Source organism: Sphingobium sp. SG1 (genome assembly GCF_057063145.1).
In genome coordinates this window covers 81,574-98,218 of sequence record NZ_JBVVOJ010000013.1, presented here as the reverse complement: position 1 = coordinate 98,218, position 16,645 = coordinate 81,574, and the positions used below count along the sequence as shown (strand labels likewise).

Sequence of the window (16,645 nt, the reverse complement as noted above, 5' to 3'; positions counted from 1 at the left end):
GACGGGTGCGGCGCCATCTCTATCTCATTGCCGGCTTCCTCTCGATCGGATTGGGCACGCTGGGCGCCTTCCTGCCGCTGCTGCCGACCGTCCCTTTCATGATCCTCGCGGCCTATTGCTTTGCCCGCTCCAGCCCGGAACTGGAGGCAAAGCTGCTGGATCACAAGCATTTCGGTCCGCATATCCGCCGCTGGCGCGAACGCGGCGCGATCAGCCGCAAGGGCAAGAAGGCCGCGCTCGGCGCCTTCGCCTTCAGCGCGATCCTGGCGCTGATCTTCTCCCCCTTCCCCTGGTATCTGATCCCGCTGGCCGCCGCACTGATCGGCGGCAGCTGGATCTGGACACGGCCGGAAAGCTGAGCCGCCTGGCTGGGATCGAAATCAGCCTTTAAAGTCTGTTGGAGAATGCGCCCTTCGGCGCATTCCGGCACCAGCCCGCTCCCCCACCCGGCCACCCAACGGCAGTATTCTATGGGTGGCCGGGTGGGGGAGCGGGCTGGTGCCGTATCAGAAATCACTCTTTCGCGATTTCTCAAAATGGCCTCTTAGCCCAGCGTCTTTGCATAATCGCGCAGCGCGCGCAGATCGCGGGTAATCCACTTGGCGTCGCGCGCGAAATCCTCGTCACTCATACCGGGTTGGCGAAAAAGCGTCAGCATCACCTCTGCCCCATCCCCATTCTCAATGACGCGCAGCGGGACATGAACCTCCCGGCCATCGCCGGTCTCGACGAAATGATCCATCACGCCAAATTCATTGTGCGGCGTGAAGCGAACGACGATCGGCCCATCCGGACCGTCGGCAATCCATCCGGTGCCGCCCCTGCGCAGATCGGCCTCGGTCAGGCCCGATGCCCATTTCGGGAATATCTCCGGCTGCCAGATCGCTTCGTAAAGCTCGCGCCAGTTGCGCGCTATCGTGACGCTGTAGGTTCGCGCGGTAAGCATGCCGTATTCTCTCAAAGAAGTGGAACCGCGCTGTACCGCCGTCATGCCTTCTTGTCACCGGAACGGATGTGTTCTGGTTAGATACCGCCCGGCACCGGGGGCCAGCCGCCGGAGGTCAGCGCGGCGCTGAGGTCCGTGACGCACGCATCCAGCACCGCCTGGTCGGTCGAGCGGATGACGAAATTGGCGCCGGTGCGCCCTTCGCGGAAGAAGGGGTAGCTGCCGATCTGGACGCCGTCATGGGCGCGCTCGGTGGCGCCGAGCAGGTCGGCAATCTCGCTTTCCGCGACCCAGCAGCCGATCGTCGCCGACAGAACCGGCAATCCGCCTTCCAGCGTGCCGGTCAGGCTATCGAGCATGCCGGCGGTGATGTGCGGCACCCCGGCCATGATGAAGATATTGCCGTGGCGAATGCCCGGCGCGCCCGACATGCGGTTTTCGATGAGGTCGGCGCCGGCCGGCACCCGCGCCATGCGCAGCCGCGCATCGGTAAGGCCACCGCGCGTGACATAATAGCGTTCCAATATCGCCCGCGCTTCGGGATGGATCTCGACGCCGACGCCCAGCGCAGCGGCGATCGCATCCACCGTGATATCGTCATGGGTCGGGCCGATGCCGCCGGTGGTAAAGAGATAATCGTTGCGGGCGCGCAGCGTGTTCACCGCCTCGACGATCGCGTCCTGCACGTCGGGCACCACCCGCACCTCGCGCAGGCGGATGCCCTGGACATTGAGCCAGGTGGCGATCTGCGCGACATTCTTGTCCTGAATGCGGCCGGACAGGATTTCATCGCCGATCACGATCACGGCGGCGGTCCAGATGCGGTCACTCATGCCAGCGGCTCCGCACGGGCAGCGAGCGCCATCAGCCGGGCCAGCCGATCGGGCGGCAAGACGTCCGCCGGCTTGTAGCTGGCCTCGAAGACCGGCACGTCGGCGGGCAAGGCGGTCCAGTCCGACCGGTCGGCGACGAAGATCGCGGCATCGGGCCGGATCGCCGCGCGATCGTCCAGCGTGCCGACCCGGATCGCCGCCCCCGTCCGGCCGAGACGGGGATAGAAGCTCCAGACCGCCGTCCCGCAGTTGGCGCAGCGCACGATCACCTGGCTCTTGCCGCTGCCGGTCGGCACGACATGTTCGCTCAACTGCCCAGACAGGAGATGAAGATGATCGACCTCGACAAAAGCGTTGACCGCCGATGCCGCGCCGCTCTGTCGCTGGCACAGGCTGCAATGGCAGTTGTTGACGAAGATGGGATCGGCATCGACCCGATAGCGCACCTCACCACAGGCGCATCCGCCTTCCATCACCATGTCCGTTTCTCTTTTCCTGATAGCGACCGCGGGGCTGAGCGAAGACACTCGCAATGCCGGATCGCAGGGTCTATATCAACCACATGACCGAATATATGACGATGACGGCCGACGCGCCGGTTTCCCGCTCGACCGCGATCAAGCTCTATGACGCGGCCGGTTTCGACGGCATGCGCAAGGCCGGCCGGCTGGCCGCCGAGATCCTCGACGCGCTGGTGCCCCATGTGGTGCCGGGCGTGACCACCGGCGAACTGGACGACATCGTCCGCCGCATGACGCTGGACGGCGGCGGCGTGCCGGCGACCCTGGGCTATCGCGGCTATACCCATAGCTGCTGCATCTCGCTCAACAATGTCATCTGCCATGGCATTCCGGGCGATTACAAGCTCAAGGACGGCGATATTCTCAATATCGACGTCACTCCGCTGGTCGATGGCTGGCATGGCGACACCAGCCGCATGTTCATCGCCGGCGATGCGCCGATCAAGGCGAAGCGGCTGGTCGAGATCACCTATGAATGCCTGATGCTGGGCATCGAGCAGGCCAAGCCCGGCAATCATCTGGGCGACATCGGCCATGTCATCCAGCGCCATGCCGAAAAGCATCGTTACGGGGTGGTCCGCGATTTCTGTGGCCATGGCCTGGGCCGCGTCTTCCATGACAGCCCGGAAGTGGTCCATGTCGGCCGCCCCGGCACCGGTCCGGAGTTGAAGCCCGGCATGTTCTTCACGATCGAACCGATGATCAATATCGGCAAGCCCGGCGTGAAGATGCTGGACGATGGCTGGACGGCGGTGACGCGCGACCGCACCCTGTCGGCCCAGTTCGAACATAGCATCGGCATCACCGAAACCGGCTGCGAGATTTTTACCAAGAGCCCGACCGGCCTCGACTGCCCGCCCTACGCGCGCTGATTTCTGCCTGCCCATGGCGGTCCCAAAGGCCCGCTCCGTTCATGCCATCGGGATCAGTCCTGACCGGCATCGACGGGGCGGGCCTTTTGCGTGATGGATCGTTCAACCACTGCCCAAAAAACAGGCAGAATGACATGATATTGCCCGGAATCCGGGCAATATGGACAAAGATTGCTGCATCGCCGAAAGCAGGCCTAGCGATTCGCCACTTGGCACGGTAATTGATTGTTAAGGGAGACGGCGCTTGCCTCGGGGGGCATGATGATCGTCGCTTGAAGGTTGAAGGATGCGGGGCCAACCCGCGTCCGTTCGTGCGTCATGGGTTGGGATTAAGTGATGAAGAAGATCGAGGCGATCATCAAGCCGTTCAAGCTGGACGAGGTGAAGGAAGCGCTGCACGAAGTGGGCGTATCCGGCATCACCGTCACCGAGGCGAAGGGCTTCGGCCGCCAGAAGGGCCATACCGAACTGTATCGCGGCGCCGAATATGTCGTCGACTTCCTGCCCAAGGTGAAGCTGGAGGTCGTCGTCGACGACGCCCTGGCCGACCGGGTCGTCGAAGCGATCTGCAGCGCCGCCCAGACCGGCCGCATCGGCGACGGCAAGATCTTCATTTCCGCCATCGAGGGCGCGGTGCGCATCCGCACCGGCGAACGCGACAGCGACGCCATCTGATTTTCGACAGGTTCTAGCCGGCGGACAGGGGTCCGGCGGACACAGGCTTCAACGACCCCTTCGGGGGGGTATCCATAGAGAAGGGCAACTGCACATGGCCAACACGCCAAAAGACATCCTGAAGATGATCGAGGAAAAGGAAATCGAGTGGGTCGATGTCCGTTTCACCGATCCCAAGGGCAAGTGGCAGCACCTGACCATGGTGTCTTCGGTCCTCGGCGAAGATGAGCTGACCCAGGGCCTGATGTTCGACGGTTCGTCGATCGAAGGCTGGAAGGCGATCAACGAGTCGGACATGATCCTGAAGCCCGACCTGGACGCCGTCTATGTCGATCCGTTCAGCGCCACCCCGATGCTGATCATCTTCTGCGACATCGTCGAGCCCGACACCGGCGAACTCTATGCCCGTGACCCGCGCTCCTGCGCCAAGCGCGCCGAGGCGTTCGTCAAGTCGGCCGGCTTCGGTGACACCATCTATGTCGGCCCGGAAGCCGAATTCTTCATGTTCGACGATGTGCGCTTCGAGAATGACTACTCGCAGAGCTACTACAAGATCGACGACATCGAACTGCCGACCAACACCGGCAAGGAATATGAAGGCGGCAACCTGGGTCACCGTCCGCGCGCCAAGGGCGGCTATTTCCCCGTCGCGCCGGTCGATCCCTGCACCGACATCCGCGCCGAAATGGTGTCGACCATGCTCGAAATGGGCCTGCCCTGCGACAAGCATCACCATGAAGTCGCCGCCGCGCAGCACGAACTGGGCCTGACCTTCGGTACGCTGGTCCAGACCGCCGACCGCATGCAGATCTACAAGTATGTCGTGCAGATGGTCGCCCAGGCCTATGGCAAGACCGCGACCTTCATGCCCAAGCCGATCGCGCAGGACAATGGTTCGGGCATGCACACCCACATGTCGATCTGGGAAGGCGGCAAGCCGCTGTTCGCGGGCGAAGGCTATGCCGGCCTGTCCGACACCTGCCTCTACTTCATCGGCGGTGTCATCAAGCACGCCAAGGCCCTCAACGCCTTCACCAACCCGACCACCAACAGCTACAAGCGCCTGGTTCCGGGCTTCGAAGCCCCGGTTCTGCTGGCCTATTCGGCCCGCAACCGTTCGGCCTCCTGCCGTATTCCCTACGGCGCCGGTGCCAAGGCGAAGCGCGTGGAATTCCGCTTCCCCGACGCGATGGCCAACCCCTATCTCTGCTACGCCGCGCTGCTGATGGCCGGCCTCGACGGCATCGAGAACAAGATCCATCCGGGCGCCGCGATGGACAAGAACCTCTATGACCTGCCGCCCGAAGAGCTGAGCCAGGTGCCGACCGTCTGCGGTTCGCTCCGTGAAGCGCTCAACAGCCTGGAAGCCGACTATGAGTTCCTGCTCAAGGGCGACGTGTTCACCAAGGACCAGATCGATGCCTATATCGAACTGAAGTGGCCCGAAGTGTATCGCTGGGAAATGGCGCCCTCGCCGGTCGAATTCGACATGTATTACAGCGCCTGATCCTTTCACAGGTTGCTGGAGGACGGGCCCGGTCGCGCAAGCGGCCGGGCCTTTTCCGTTGCGGCGCGGCAGGCGTGCTGTTCTATTCCGGCACCACGCATCGACGAAGGGAGACTCGCCTTGCAGATCAGCGGAAAGCTTGCCCGCGCCGCCCGCGCCCTGGTGGAATGGCCGCGTGATCATGTCGCTCGCCTTGCGGGGATCGATATGCCGATGCTGGCCGATTTCGAAGCCGGCCGCGCCGATCCGGGTGACGATGCCAAGGCACGACTGCGCCTGATACTGGAACAGGGTGGCGCCGTCTTCCTGCCGGAGGATGGCGAACAGGGCGCTGGCGTTCGCCTGAAATTCACCGTACGCGACGTGCGCGCAATCAACCGCATGGAAGGCGAAGGCGGCCCGGTGGGCAACGACGACGTCTGATCCCCCTGTTGCAGGATCGATCGCCACCGCCCACATGAACTGCATGAACCCGATCGACGCGCTGGACCTTTCCCTTCCCCTGATCCAGGCGCCGATGGCGGGCGTATCGACGCCGGCGATGGCCGCCGCCGTCAGCAATGCCGGGGCGCTGGGATCGATCGCCGTGGGGGCAACTAATGCAGCGGGTGCGCGCACCATGATTGCAGCGACGCGCGCGCTCACTGACCGGCCGTTCAACGTCAATCTGTTCGCCCATGCGCCGCCCCGCGTGCGCCCGGCTGAGGAACAAGCGTGGCTGGCGGCACTGACGCCGCTCTTTGCCGCGCAGGATGCGGTGCCACCCGCTGGCCTGGAGACCATCTATCGCAGCTTTGCCGAAGACCCGGCGATGCTCGACCTGCTGGCCGAAGCGCGCCCACGCGTAGTCAGCTTTCATTTTGGCCTGCCCGGCGCTGAGCAGATCGCGGCGCTCAAGCAGGCGGGTTGCCTGCTGCTCGCATCCGTCACCAATTTGGACGAGGCGGTCGCCGCCCGCACCGCCGGCATCGATGTTCTGATAGCGCAGGGATTTGAAGCCGGCGGCCATCGCGGCATGTTCGATCCCGATGCGCCCGATGCAATGCTCGACACCTTCGCGCTGACCCGCCTGCTGGTGGCGAAGGCTGGCCTGCCGGTGATCGCGGCCGGCGGCATCATGGAAGGGCGGGGTGTGCGCGCCGCGCTCGACCTGGGCGTGGTGGCGGCGCAACTGGGCACGGCATTCATCGCCTGCCCGGAAAGCAGCGCCGACGCCGCCTATCGCGCCGCCCTTGCCAGCCCGGCCGCCCAGCACACGGTCATGACCCGCGCTATTTCCGGCCGCCCGGCGCGCTGCCTTGCCAATCGCTTCACCCAATGGGGCGCTGAGAATGGTGGAGACGTGCCCGACTATCCGCGCGCCTATGCCGCCGGGAAGGCCCTCAACGCTGCCGCCAAGATCCAGGGCGAAGGCGGCTATGGCGCGCAATGGGCCGGCCAGGGCGCGCCCCTCGCCCGTGCCTTGCCGGCGGCAGACCTGGTCGCGGCGATCGCTGAGGAGATGGAGGCTAAATGAGCCGCGTCGCGCATCAGGTCGCGCTGCAACGCACCGGCGTCCTGAGGTTATTGGCGCCCTATGATCCGCATGTTGCGGGCACGCCGCCGCTTGGCCTTGACCTGCCGGACAGCGACATCGATATCGTCTGCGAGGTGCGGGATTTCGATGCCTTTGCCGCCTTGATGACCGAGCATTTCGGCGATCGCCCCGATTTTGCGGTTCATGCGCGCCCCGACCTTGATGCCATGATCGTCCGCTTCAGCGCGTGGGACTGGCCATTCGAGATTTTCGGCCAGGCCTTGCCGGTCGCGCAGCAACATGGCTGGCGCCATTTCCGTGTTGAGCGACGCCTGCTCGATCTGGGCGGTTCTGCTTTGGCGCAGGCGATCATGGCCTTGCGCCATCGCGGCCTGAAGACCGAGCCCGCCTTTGCGGCTCTACTGGGCCTGATCGGCGATCCCTATGCCGCGTTGCTGGAACTGGAGGGACAGGACGACGCAGCCCTGCGCGCCCTGCTGCCCTAACTTCTTCCGATCTGACTTATTCTGCGCGGTCGGGGATGGCGGCGCCAAACAGCAGCACCGAATCGCCCGGCGGCGACAGCACGATCTCGCCGCCAGCCTCCATCACCAGCGCCCGTACCATCCAGGCGGCCGCCGTGCGCGACGCCAAGCCACCGGCCGGCAAGGTTCCCGCCAGCGCCGCGCGCAGTTCGGGATCGAGAATGACCTTGGGCCCCTCACCCCGCACCACGATCTCGGTCACGCCCGGCCGCTTCTCCGCGCCGATGTCGAGTTGCCCGCCGCGCACCAGCGCATCGCCAGCGATCAGCGCCAGATTGAGCAGCACCTTGACCGCGAGCTTGGCCAGCATCTGTTCCTCGACCATCCAGCCAAGCTTCACCCGGCCCGAGGCGAACATGCCCTCGATCGCGACCTTCGCCTCATGCGGCGGCACCGCATCGCCAAAACCGCCCGCCGAACCAAAGGCCAGGCGGAAGAATTTCAACTTGTTGGCCGAGGTGCGGGCACTGTCGGCCAGCAGGTCCAGGCAACGCTGGCGCATGTCCGGGTCGGTTTCGTCAGCCATCAGTTCCAGGCCATTGTTGAGCGCCCCGACGGGGCTCAGCAGGTCATGGCAGAGGCGCGAGCAGAGAAGGCTGGCAAATTCGATGCTGTCGATCGGATGGGTCATGGAGATGGAGGCCGCCGGATTTACGGGAAAAGACACCTTCCCGGCTAGGCTTCCCCAGCCGATGATGCAAGCCCGGCTCACCCCCTTTGCATCACCTTATGTCGAGCAACGCCTCCACGAAGGCCACGCCCCCCTCCCCGTCCGGCCCGGCCACCCATGCGCGCACCGCTCCCCCGCCGACGATCAGCCACAAGGCGCCGTCCGGCGCGGCGCAGGCGCGGTCCGTTTCCGACGGAATCGGCACGCCCGATGGGTGGGAATGATAATGGCCAAGCACCGCCGGCCCGCCCCTGCGCGCGGCCCGGTGCGCGGTCAGCAAGGTCGCCGGAGCCAGTTCGAAATGACGGGCCGGATCAGGCGCCACATTGGCTGCGGGCAGGATCGTGTCGATGCGCCCCCCCTGCCCCAGCAGCAGGCCACAGACCTCCCCCGGCTCGGCCGCAGCCAGGGCCATGATTTGTTCCAGCAGCACCCTTGAAATTTCGGCCTTCATTCCTACATCCCTAGGCAATGGTTCCGGGGGTTTCCATCATTGAAACGACGATAGGCGAAGCCCAGGCGGGTTTGCGCCTCGATCGCGCATTGGCCGAACTGCTGCCCGACCTGTCGCGCGAGCGGATCAAGGCGCTGATCGTCGAGGGACAGATCGTCTCTGGCGGTCGATCGCTCAACCCGTCGATGAAGGTGGCGGTGGGGCAGGATTACAGCATCACCCTGCCCGCCCCCGTCGCGCTCGACGCCGTGGCGCAGGATATTCCGCTCGACATCGTGCATGAGGATGCCGACCTGATCGTGGTCGACAAGCCTGCCGGCCTGGTGGTCCACCCGGCGGCCGGCAATCTGGACGGCACGCTGGTCAATGCGCTGCTGCATCATTGCGATGGTCAATTATCCGGCATTGGCGGCGTGGCGCGTCCCGGCATCGTTCATCGCATCGACAAGGATACTTCCGGCCTGTTGGTCGTTGCCAAGTCGGACAAGGCCCATGAGGGCCTGGCCCGGCAGTTCAAGGATCACAGTATCGACCGGCTCTATGCCGCGATCGTCTATGGCATTCCCGCGCCGGGGTCCGGCACGGTCGATGCCTGGATCGGGCGGTCCGACGCTGATCGAAAGAAGATGGCGGTTCATCGGGAAGGGCGCGGCAAACATGCCGTCACCCACTACCGCGTGATGGAGCGCCTGCGCGGCGCGGCGATGGTGGAATGCCGGCTGGAAACCGGCCGCACTCATCAGGTTCGCGTGCATATGGCGCATCTGGGTCACCCCTTGATCGGTGACCCGGTTTACGGTAGAGACAGAAAAGGTTTCAAATCAATACTGGAAACGCTGGGTTTCAAAAGGCAGGCATTGCACGCGAAACGGCTGGGGTTCATACATCCTGTGACGGAGGAACCCTTGGCTTTCGACAGTCCCCTGCCTGCAGATATGCAGGAACTGTTAAGCGAGCTTCACGTATAGGTTCTGACAAGTTTGCGCGGCCAGCGGATGCCACTTTCGGGTCTGGCTGGCGCGCATGTAAAGGGAAGGAATTGTGACATGGCCAATCGGAGCAATGTCCCCGCGGTTCCGGCGCTGGGCGGTGAAGCCAGCCTCAACCGCTATCTGTCGGAAATTCGCAAGTTTCCGCTGCTGACCCCCGAGCAGGAATATATGCTCGCGAAGCGCTACGAGGAACATCAGGATCCCGAGGCGGCGGCCCAGCTCGTCACCTCTCACCTGCGTCTCGTGGCGAAGATCGCCATGGGCTATCGCGGCTATGGCCTGCCGGTCAGCGAACTGATCAGCGAAGGCAATATCGGCCTGATGCAGGGCGTGAAGAAGTTCGAGGCTGAACGTGGCTTCCGCCTGGCGACCTACGCCATGTGGTGGATCCGCGCGTCGATCCAGGAATTCATCCTGCGCAGCTGGAGCCTGGTCAAGATGGGCACCACCGCGTCGCAGAAGAAGCTGTTCTTCAACCTGCGCCGGATGAAGAACAATATCGAGGCGTTCGAGGATGGCGATCTGCGCCCCGAGGACGTGACCAAGATCGCGACCGATCTGGGTGTGTCGGAAGATGACGTGGTGTCGATGAACCGTCGCATGGCGATGGGCGGCGATACCTCGCTCAACGTTCCGATGCGCGAGGATGGCGATGGCCAGTGGCAGGATTGGCTGCAGGACACCGATCCGCTGCAGGACGAACGCGTCGCCGAGGAGCAGGAACGCACCCAACGTCACGAGATGCTGGTCGAGGCGATGACCGACCTCAACGATCGCGAGAAGCATATCCTGGCCGAGCGTCGCCTGGCCGAGGAGCCCAAGACGCTTGAGGAACTGAGCCAGGTCTATGGCGTTTCGCGCGAGCGCGTCCGCCAGATCGAGGTTCGCGCCTTCGAGAAGCTGCAGAAGGCGATGATGCGCATCGCCGGCGGCAAGCTGGAAAAGATGGCACGCTTCGCCGCGGCCTGATCCGGCGACACAGGAAAAGAAGAAGCCCCGGAGCGATCCGGGGCTTTTTTTTTCGTCTTAGAGCATCCGCACCATTGAGACGCTGTCCGCGCCATAACTGTCGGCGGCGACCGGCGCGTCGACGAAACCCTGTCGGCGCCAGAAGGCATCCGCGCCGTTGACGGCGGTCAGGGCGATGCGATCAAAGCCGGCGGCGCGGGCCTGCGCGATGGTGAGGTCCACGGCCGCCGCAGCAGCGCCGGTGCCGCGCGCTTCGGGCAGCAGCGCCAGGTCGTGGAGATAATAGCGATCGGGCGTGTCCGGCAGCACGCCGATCAACCGGTCGAGCGCTGGCGGCCGGTCGCCGGCCCAGGGATGGGTGACGAGATAGCCGAGCGCCTCCCCATCCCGCTCCAGTAGGAAGCAGCCCGCCGGATAGAGGCGCAGCCTTTCGGCATAAATGGCAGGCTTCTCCGTATAGGCGCCATGGACCCGGTCGGAAATGGCCGCCGCCGCGTCCACATCCTCCTGCCCCATCGGTCGCCACTGGATGCTGCCGCTCATGCCTCCACACCCAGGGCACGGCGATTGGCCGCCAGCAATTCCTCCGACAGCACCGGATCGTCGACCGCGCGAGCCAGCACCATCGTGCCGACCAGTTGCGCCATGCGAGCGAGCGCCGCGTCGCGATCGGCGATACCGGCATTTTGCAACGCAGCGGTCAGATCCTCAAACCCTTCGCGAAAGGCGGCGGCGAGCGGCCCGCCCTTGCGCGCGGCGTCCGGACCGAGCGCGATCAGCGCGCAGCCGGTTTCGGGCGCGTCGCGGTTACGGGCGCTCAGATAATCGGCGGTGATCGCATCCGGCCCATCCTCGGCCGACAGACGACGCCACTTGGCCGCGCCGCGCGCGAGCGACGTGGCGCAGGCTTCGGTCGCCAGCGCCTCCTTCGATTCGAACTGATTGTAGAAACCGCCATGGGTAAGACCACATTCGCGCATCACCTCGCCAATGCCGACGCCCTCAACGCCACGGGCACGAAACAGGCGCGACGCCGCATCCACCACCTTCTCGCGATTGCGTTCGGCCTGTTCACGGCTGACTTTCATGATCCTGCATCTCCAATTGGCCTCTTGACCTTATATATGATACCCATCATTTAACGCTAGTCCGTTTTCCGGCTCAAGAAGCAGTTCAGGGGCCAGTCCAAGGGCCAATCCAAGGGGAAGTCGATGCTGTCCACCATGTTCGCCCGCCGCCTGGCCGCGCGCAATGTCCATTATGGCTGGGCCGTCGCGGGCACGACGTTCCTCACCATGCTGGTGGTGGCCGGCGCGGTCGGCGCGCCGGGTGTGTTCATCGTCCCCCTGCAAAAGGAATTTGGCTGGAGCGCGGCGGATATTTCCGGCGCGCTGGCTATCCGTTTCCTGCTGTTCGGGGGCATGGGGCCTTTTGCCGCCGCCTTCATGAACCGCTTCGGCGTGCGGCGGATGATGCTGATTTCGCTGTCGATCGTCATTGGCGGTCTGCTGCTGTCGCTTGGCATGACGCAATTGTGGCAGCTCGTCCTTCTCTGGGGCGTGGTGATCGGCGTCGGCACGGGCCTCACCGCTATGGTGCTGGGCGCGACGGTCGCCACCCGCTGGTTCAGCGAGCGGCGCGGACTGGTGATGGGGCTGCTGTCGGCCAGCACCGCGACCGGCCAGCTCGCTTTCCTGCCGCTGCTGGCCAGCATGACGGACAGCTATGGCTGGCGCATGGCGATGCTGCTGGTGTGCGGCGCGATCCTGGTCGCCGCGGTCGCGGTCATGCTGTTGATGCGCGATCGACCGTCGGACCTGAACCTTGCCCCCTATGGCGAGCAGGCGATCCAGCCCGTGCCTGCCCAGCCGGCCAGCCTGGGCGCGCTGCTGGCGACGCCGCTGATCGTGCTGCGCGACGTAGCGAAGGTGCCGACCTTCTGGATCCTCTTCTTCTCCTTCTACATCTGCGGTGCCAGCACCAATGGCCTGGTCCAGACCCATTTCATCTCGCTGTGCGGCGATTATGGACTGGCGGCGGTGGGCGCGGCGTCGATGCTGGCGATGATGGGGCTGTTCGACTTTGCCGGCACGCTGGCATCGGGCTGGCTCAGCGATCGCTATGACAATCGTTGGCTGCTCTTCTTCTATTATGGGCTGCGCGGCCTGTCGCTGCTCTATCTGCCGTTCAGCGATTTCTCGATCTACAGCCTGTCGCTGTTCGCCATCTTCTATGGTCTCGACTGGGTAGCGACGGTGCCGCCGACGGTGAAGCTGACGGCGCAGCGCTTCGGCCCGGAAAAGGCAAATATCGTGTTTGGCTGGATCTTTGCCGGGCATCAGCTGGGCGCGGCGAGCGCGGCGCTGGCCGGCGGCCTGTCTCGCACCGCCTGGCAAAGCTATATGCCCGCCTTCATCGCGGCAGGCATATTGTGCCTGATCGGCGCGGCGCTGGTGCTGCTCATCAACCGGGGCCGGACGCAGACGCTGGCCACGGCCTGAAGGAATCGATGACGGCGGCGCGCAGGGGCGCTAGTTTGCGGCCATGAAAAAAGCCAAAGCCGCGCCTAAGCCTGCCTCCGCCCAGAAACGTCGCTCCCGCTGGATCAGCATCCCCCTCAAGGTCGCCATCGGCTTTGTCGGCCTGTCGGTCGGCACCGTGGTCATCTATCGCTTCGTGCCGCCGCCGGTGACGATCACCATGTTGCTCGACCCCAATGGCATCACCAAGGAATGGAAGCGCCTGGACGCGATCGATCCGGACATGCCGCGCGCGGCGATCGCGGCGGAGGATAGCCGCTTCTGCAGCCATCATGGCTTCGACGCGGTCGCAATTGCCCAGGCGATGCGTCACAATGCCAGCGGCGGGCGCATTCGCGGCGGCTCCACGATCAGCCAGCAGACGGCGAAGAATGTCTTCCTGTGGCAGGGTGGCGGTTTCGTCCGCAAGGGCTTCGAAGCCTGGTTCACCGTGCTGATCGAGGCGATCTGGGGCAAGCGGCGGATCATGGAAGTCTATCTGAACGTCGCGGAGACCGGCATCGGCACCTATGGCGTGCAGGCCGGGTCGATCCGCTATTTCGGCCATGGCGCGGGCAAGCTGGGCCGGGCGGAGGCGGCGCGGCTGGCGGCGGTATTGCCGTTGCCCAAGAAGCGCGAGGCGATCGACCCGCATGGCTTCACCCGCCGCTATGGCAACAGCATCTCCGCCCGCATCCCGGTGGTACAGCGCGACGGGCTGGACGACTGCCTGAACTGATACAGCGGCCAAGCGCCCGAAAATAGGAAATCGGGCGCTTAACTTCCCATATTTCTCGCACATTTCGACATTTTATTGCGCTGTCCTGATCCTATCGGAAAGCGCCCTCTGTTCTAACCCCAAGCATGATCGAGCGGCCGCGAATAGGACATGAAAAAGGGAGGCGCGGATCGCTCCGCACCTCCCTTCCTTTTTGCCTGTCGGCGCCTGGCTTAGAAGCCGATCACCAGCGAGCCGCTGATGGCGCGCGGAGCACCGAAGTTGACGTTCGTGCTCGACGCGGTGGTCAGGCCGCCGCTGAACGAACCGATGTAGAACTTGTCGAACAGGTTCGACACGTTCAGCTGGAAGAAGGCCTTGTCCAGACCCATGTCCTTCAGATTGTAACGCAAGTCGAGGTCGACAACGGTGTAACCCGCCACCTTGAAGGTGTTGATGTCGTTCAGCCAACGCGAACCGGTGCGCTTGATCTGGGCGCCCAGATCAACCGGACCCAGCGTACCCTGAATGCGACCGCCCCACAGATAGCCCGGAGCGCTGCGTTCGCGGTTGCCCTTGGTCGCTGCGAAGCTGTTCGCGCCAGTCTGGACGTCGGCACCGATTTCCGATTCAATCCACGAACCGAATGCGTAAACCAGCAGGCCGTCCATCGGGCGAACCGACACGTTGGCGTCGATGCCATACTTCTTCACGCCACCCAGGTTGGTGTCGATCGAGCAATCGCATTCGAAGCTGTAGGCCGAAGCGATACGGTTCTTGTACTTCGCGTACCAGCCGGTGACAGCCGCCTGAACGATGTTGTTCTGGTAGCGCAGGGCCAGATCGAAGCTATCCGACGTTTCGGCAACCGGCTTCGATGCGGCGTTGGTCGCCGGCAGGAAGATCGAGTTGTAGAGCGTGTCGGTGCCCGGAACCGAGATGTTGGCGGCATAGCTACCCGCGACGCTCACTTCCGGCGTGATCTTGAAGATCGCGCCGACGTTCGGCAGGAGCTTGTCATACTTGTAGACGCGCTGCTGCGGCGCGGCGAAGGTCGGATTGGCCAGAGCATAAGCCGCGACATCGCCACTGGCGACGCAGTTCACATTGCCGTTGGCGGCCGTGGTGAAGCAGTTCTGGTTCAGTTCGCGCTTGAAGAAGGGCGCGCGAACGCCGAGGTTCACGATCAGACGTTCATCGACGAACATGCCGCGATATTCGCCAGCGACCTGGTTCAAGGTCGCGTAGGACTTGCGATCACGCTTCTGCAGGATGTTGCCGACGGAATCGGTCAGCGGATCATTGACCGGGAAGACGTCCAGCGGCTCGCCGTTATGATCGAGCAGCGCAGCTTCGCCGGTCTGGCGGTGACGGGCGCGATCGAAGCTGTACGACAGACGCAGACGGTTGTTTGCGTCAAATTCATAAGCGAGGTTCGCGATGGCGACCCAACGACGGGTGTTCGTCTGGCTGGGATTGACGATCGCGGTGCGATCCGATTCCGTCGGGTCGACGCGGCCATTGCCATTCGCGTCAACGCCGAGTTCGCCGTCACCGTTCAGGTCGTTGCCGAAATAGGCCGAGCCGCCGAAATAGCCGGTGTAGGCCTGGCCGTTCTGATAGTAGAAGCTTTCATAAGCTGCCACGCCGCCGCCGCCATTGGCCTTGGTGGTGCTGTAGGCAGCATCGGCCGAGAAGATCAGCTTGTCGGTCAGCGTCAGGCGCGTGCTCATGCGCTGAATGCCGGTGTTCGACGGATTGTAGCGACGCTCCCACTGCGAGCCGCAATAGCCCGAAGGAAGCTGGTCAGCGACACCGGCAACCGGCGTCGGCAGGACGCAAGGTGCGCCCGCACCGCCGACGTCATAGAAACGGGCGCTCTTGTCACCCGAGAAAGCGGCAGCCGAACCGGGCGAACCACCGAAGTTGTTGCGGTTCACGTTATAGTGCGCAGCCAGCGAGATGAAGTCGCCATTGCTGCCGATCTCCTGGTAGATCTTGCCGTTATACTGGGCCTTGTCGACCTTGCCGTAGTTGGCGAACGACGCTTCGTTATAAGCGCGCGAGGCCGAAACCCACGCCTTGGTGCCATGGCCGGTGAAATCGCCGGTCTGGATCATGCCGAACACACGGTGCATCGGACGATCGCCAGCACCCTTGGCCGCGATGTTGCCGTAGCTGACGCTGGCCAGCGCACCGAAATCGTCGCTGGGGGTCAGCGAGTTGATGTTGACGGTGCCGCCAACCGCGGCAGCGGTCGGGCTGTCGACATCGGTCGCGCCGAGGTTGACGTTGATGCTTTCGACCAGTTCGGGGTCGATCTGCTGGTTGGTGTAGATGGCATAGTTACCCGAGTCATTCATCGGAATACCATCGAGGATCTGGGCGATACGATCCGAGCTGAAGCCACGGATGGTGAAGCTGCCGCCCGACGAACCCCAGGGATCGTTGTTGGTGAAGCTGACGCCCGGCACCAGGTTGATGATTTCGTTGACGGTCTGGCCGGGGCGCTGACGCTCGATGATTTCCTGGGTCAGAACGACCTTCGCCTTGGGCGAGTCAGGGATCTTCACGCCGCCGACGCCCTGGTTCACCACTGCACCGGTGACGACGATCGAATCTTCGAAATCCTGCGAACCGGTCGACTGCGCGAAAGCGACAGCCGGGGCAGCGACGGCGAGAATCGCGGCGCTGCACTTGAGAAACTGCTTCATTGACCCTTGTCCCTTTTTCAAGAGTGCGCCCCACGGCGCCATAACCATTTTGCTCTTCGAGCCGGCGCCGCATCTGGCGGCCACTGGCGACGCCCCTGTGATGCTATGATTGCAATTATGTTACAATGCAGGTGCGGGACTGTCACAATTGGACGGATATCTGGACAAGGCACTGAAAAACAGCCGGAAACACC

The 16,645-nt window shown here is 63.9% G+C and carries 19 protein-coding genes; 11 read left to right on the top strand and 8 right to left on the bottom strand.

Annotation, left to right across the window (positions count from 1 at the left end):
* The first annotated feature begins 5 nt into the window (after window positions 1-5).
* A complete protein-coding gene (locus tag AC0KVN_RS21680) occupies window positions 6-359 on the top strand; it encodes a YbaN family protein (RefSeq protein ID WP_004207544.1) in 354 nt (117 codons plus the stop codon).
* Between the two features lie 185 nt (window positions 360-544).
* On the opposite strand, the gene AC0KVN_RS21675 is transcribed toward AC0KVN_RS21680, so the two are convergent.
* The 3 genes from AC0KVN_RS21675 to AC0KVN_RS21665 form a co-directional block, all read right to left on the bottom strand.
* Window positions 545-946, bottom strand: a complete 402-nt coding sequence (locus AC0KVN_RS21675; protein WP_125998488.1) for a polyketide cyclase — start codon at window positions 944-946, stop codon at window positions 545-547.
* Window positions 947-1,023: 77 nt separating this feature from the next.
* Window positions 1,024-1,779 (bottom strand): competence/damage-inducible protein A, encoded by a 756-nt coding sequence (locus AC0KVN_RS21670; protein ID WP_435567923.1) that lies wholly within the window; start codon window positions 1,777-1,779, stop codon window positions 1,024-1,026.
* Window positions 1,776-2,258 (bottom strand): GFA family protein, encoded by a 483-nt coding sequence (locus AC0KVN_RS21665; protein WP_435567924.1) that lies wholly within the window; start codon window positions 2,256-2,258, stop codon window positions 1,776-1,778. The genes AC0KVN_RS21670 and AC0KVN_RS21665 overlap by 4 nt, the downstream gene beginning before the upstream one ends.
* An 83-nt stretch (window positions 2,259-2,341) precedes the next feature.
* On the opposite strand from AC0KVN_RS21665, the gene map reads away from it, so the two are divergent.
* From map to AC0KVN_RS21635, 6 genes are all read left to right on the top strand, one after another.
* Entirely contained in the window at window positions 2,342-3,172 is an 831-nt protein-coding gene (gene map / locus AC0KVN_RS21660) for a type I methionyl aminopeptidase (protein WP_010336065.1), read from the top strand.
* 336 nt (window positions 3,173-3,508) lie between these two features.
* Window positions 3,509-3,847, top strand: a complete 339-nt coding sequence (locus tag AC0KVN_RS21655; protein ID WP_004207549.1) for a P-II family nitrogen regulator — start codon at window positions 3,509-3,511, stop codon at window positions 3,845-3,847.
* Window positions 3,848-3,941: 94 nt separating this feature from the next.
* Window positions 3,942-5,354: a type I glutamate--ammonia ligase gene (glnA, locus tag AC0KVN_RS21650; protein WP_004207550.1), complete on the top strand. Its 1,413-nt coding sequence runs from the start codon at window positions 3,942-3,944 to the stop codon at window positions 5,352-5,354.
* 120 nt (window positions 5,355-5,474) lie between these two features.
* Window positions 5,475-5,777, top strand: a complete 303-nt coding sequence (locus tag AC0KVN_RS21645) for a helix-turn-helix domain-containing protein (RefSeq protein ID WP_435567925.1) — start codon at window positions 5,475-5,477, stop codon at window positions 5,775-5,777.
* A gap of 43 nt (window positions 5,778-5,820) precedes the next feature.
* Window positions 5,821-6,870, top strand: a complete 1,050-nt coding sequence (locus AC0KVN_RS21640; protein ID WP_483656382.1) for an NAD(P)H-dependent flavin oxidoreductase — start codon at window positions 5,821-5,823, stop codon at window positions 6,868-6,870.
* A complete protein-coding gene (locus AC0KVN_RS21635; RefSeq protein WP_435567927.1) occupies window positions 6,867-7,376 on the top strand; it encodes a DUF4269 domain-containing protein in 510 nt (169 codons plus the stop codon). Before AC0KVN_RS21640 ends, AC0KVN_RS21635 begins: the two co-directional genes overlap by 4 nt.
* Window positions 7,377-7,392: 16 nt before the next feature.
* Here the strand turns inward: AC0KVN_RS21635 and AC0KVN_RS21630 are convergent, their stop codons facing one another.
* Window positions 7,393-8,046, bottom strand: a complete 654-nt coding sequence (locus AC0KVN_RS21630; protein WP_010336062.1) for a histidine phosphotransferase family protein — start codon at window positions 8,044-8,046, stop codon at window positions 7,393-7,395.
* Window positions 8,047-8,137: 91 nt separating this feature from the next.
* Window positions 8,138-8,539 (bottom strand): M67 family metallopeptidase, encoded by a 402-nt coding sequence (locus AC0KVN_RS21625; protein ID WP_435567928.1) that lies wholly within the window; start codon window positions 8,537-8,539, stop codon window positions 8,138-8,140.
* A 17-nt stretch (window positions 8,540-8,556) separates the two neighbouring features.
* Between AC0KVN_RS21625 and AC0KVN_RS21620 the strand changes: the two genes are divergently transcribed.
* The gene (locus AC0KVN_RS21620) at window positions 8,557-9,507 is read left to right on the top strand and encodes an RluA family pseudouridine synthase (RefSeq protein ID WP_161733197.1); all 951 of its coding nucleotides are present in this window, start codon (window positions 8,557-8,559) and stop codon (window positions 9,505-9,507) included.
* Window positions 9,508-9,585: 78 nt separating this feature from the next.
* Window positions 9,586-10,500, top strand: a complete 915-nt coding sequence (rpoH, locus tag AC0KVN_RS21615) for an RNA polymerase sigma factor RpoH (RefSeq protein ID WP_004207557.1) — start codon at window positions 9,586-9,588, stop codon at window positions 10,498-10,500.
* A 57-nt stretch (window positions 10,501-10,557) separates the two neighbouring features.
* On the opposite strand, the gene AC0KVN_RS21610 is transcribed toward rpoH, so the two are convergent.
* Both AC0KVN_RS21610 and AC0KVN_RS21605 read right to left on the bottom strand, forming a co-directional pair.
* Window positions 10,558-11,043 carry a GNAT family N-acetyltransferase gene (locus tag AC0KVN_RS21610; protein ID WP_435567929.1) on the bottom strand — a complete coding sequence of 162 codons (486 nt, stop codon included), beginning with the start codon at window positions 11,041-11,043 and terminating at the stop codon, window positions 10,558-10,560.
* Complete coding sequence (locus tag AC0KVN_RS21605; protein ID WP_435567930.1) at window positions 11,040-11,588, bottom strand: TetR/AcrR family transcriptional regulator; 549 nt, start codon at window positions 11,586-11,588, stop codon at window positions 11,040-11,042. Before AC0KVN_RS21605 ends, AC0KVN_RS21610 begins: the two co-directional genes overlap by 4 nt.
* A 123-nt stretch (window positions 11,589-11,711) precedes the next feature.
* On the opposite strand from AC0KVN_RS21605, the gene AC0KVN_RS21600 reads away from it, so the two are divergent.
* Together AC0KVN_RS21600 and mtgA are read left to right on the top strand one after the other, a co-directional pair.
* A complete protein-coding gene (locus AC0KVN_RS21600) occupies window positions 11,712-13,001 on the top strand; it encodes an MFS transporter (RefSeq protein ID WP_435567931.1) in 1,290 nt (429 codons plus the stop codon).
* 43 nt (window positions 13,002-13,044) lie between these two features.
* Window positions 13,045-13,758 carry a monofunctional biosynthetic peptidoglycan transglycosylase gene (gene mtgA / locus AC0KVN_RS21595; protein ID WP_159365789.1) on the top strand — a complete coding sequence of 238 codons (714 nt, stop codon included), beginning with the start codon at window positions 13,045-13,047 and terminating at the stop codon, window positions 13,756-13,758.
* A 212-nt stretch (window positions 13,759-13,970) separates the two neighbouring features.
* On the opposite strand, the gene AC0KVN_RS21590 is transcribed toward mtgA, so the two are convergent.
* The gene (locus AC0KVN_RS21590) at window positions 13,971-16,451 is read right to left on the bottom strand and encodes a TonB-dependent receptor (RefSeq protein ID WP_004207562.1); all 2,481 of its coding nucleotides are present in this window, start codon (window positions 16,449-16,451) and stop codon (window positions 13,971-13,973) included.
* Window positions 16,452-16,645: the final 194 nt, after the last annotated feature.

Bases quoted from the DNA above. Each gene is read 5' to 3' on its own strand.
- AC0KVN_RS21675 (WP_125998488.1), bottom strand. From the start codon at position 946: ATGCTTACCGCGCGAACCTACAGCGTCACGATAGCGCGCAACTGGCGC.
- AC0KVN_RS21670 (WP_435567923.1), bottom strand. From the start codon at position 1,779: ATGAGTGACCGCATCTGGACCGCCGCCGTGATCGTGATCGGCGATGAA.
- AC0KVN_RS21665 (WP_435567924.1), bottom strand. From the start codon at position 2,258: ATGGTGATGGAAGGCGGATGCGCCTGTGGTGAGGTGCGCTATCGGGTC.
- map (WP_010336065.1), top strand. From the start codon at position 2,342: ATGACCGAATATATGACGATGACGGCCGACGCGCCGGTTTCCCGCTCG.
- AC0KVN_RS21655 (WP_004207549.1), top strand. From the start codon at position 3,509: ATGAAGAAGATCGAGGCGATCATCAAGCCGTTCAAGCTGGACGAGGTG.
- glnA (WP_004207550.1), top strand. From the start codon at position 3,942: ATGGCCAACACGCCAAAAGACATCCTGAAGATGATCGAGGAAAAGGAA.
- AC0KVN_RS21640 (WP_483656382.1), top strand. From the start codon at position 5,821: ATGAACCCGATCGACGCGCTGGACCTTTCCCTTCCCCTGATCCAGGCG.
- AC0KVN_RS21635 (WP_435567927.1), top strand. From the start codon at position 6,867: ATGAGCCGCGTCGCGCATCAGGTCGCGCTGCAACGCACCGGCGTCCTG.
- AC0KVN_RS21630 (WP_010336062.1), bottom strand. From the start codon at position 8,046: ATGACCCATCCGATCGACAGCATCGAATTTGCCAGCCTTCTCTGCTCG.
- AC0KVN_RS21625 (WP_435567928.1), bottom strand. From the start codon at position 8,539: ATGAAGGCCGAAATTTCAAGGGTGCTGCTGGAACAAATCATGGCCCTG.
- AC0KVN_RS21620 (WP_161733197.1), top strand. From the start codon at position 8,557: ATGGTTCCGGGGGTTTCCATCATTGAAACGACGATAGGCGAAGCCCAG.
- rpoH (WP_004207557.1), top strand. From the start codon at position 9,586: ATGGCCAATCGGAGCAATGTCCCCGCGGTTCCGGCGCTGGGCGGTGAA.
- AC0KVN_RS21610 (WP_435567929.1), bottom strand. From the start codon at position 11,043: ATGAGCGGCAGCATCCAGTGGCGACCGATGGGGCAGGAGGATGTGGAC.
- AC0KVN_RS21605 (WP_435567930.1), bottom strand. From the start codon at position 11,588: ATGAAAGTCAGCCGTGAACAGGCCGAACGCAATCGCGAGAAGGTGGTG.
- AC0KVN_RS21600 (WP_435567931.1), top strand. From the start codon at position 11,712: ATGCTGTCCACCATGTTCGCCCGCCGCCTGGCCGCGCGCAATGTCCAT.
- mtgA (WP_159365789.1), top strand. From the start codon at position 13,045: ATGAAAAAAGCCAAAGCCGCGCCTAAGCCTGCCTCCGCCCAGAAACGT.
- AC0KVN_RS21590 (WP_004207562.1), bottom strand. From the start codon at position 16,451: ATGAAGCAGTTTCTCAAGTGCAGCGCCGCGATTCTCGCCGTCGCTGCC.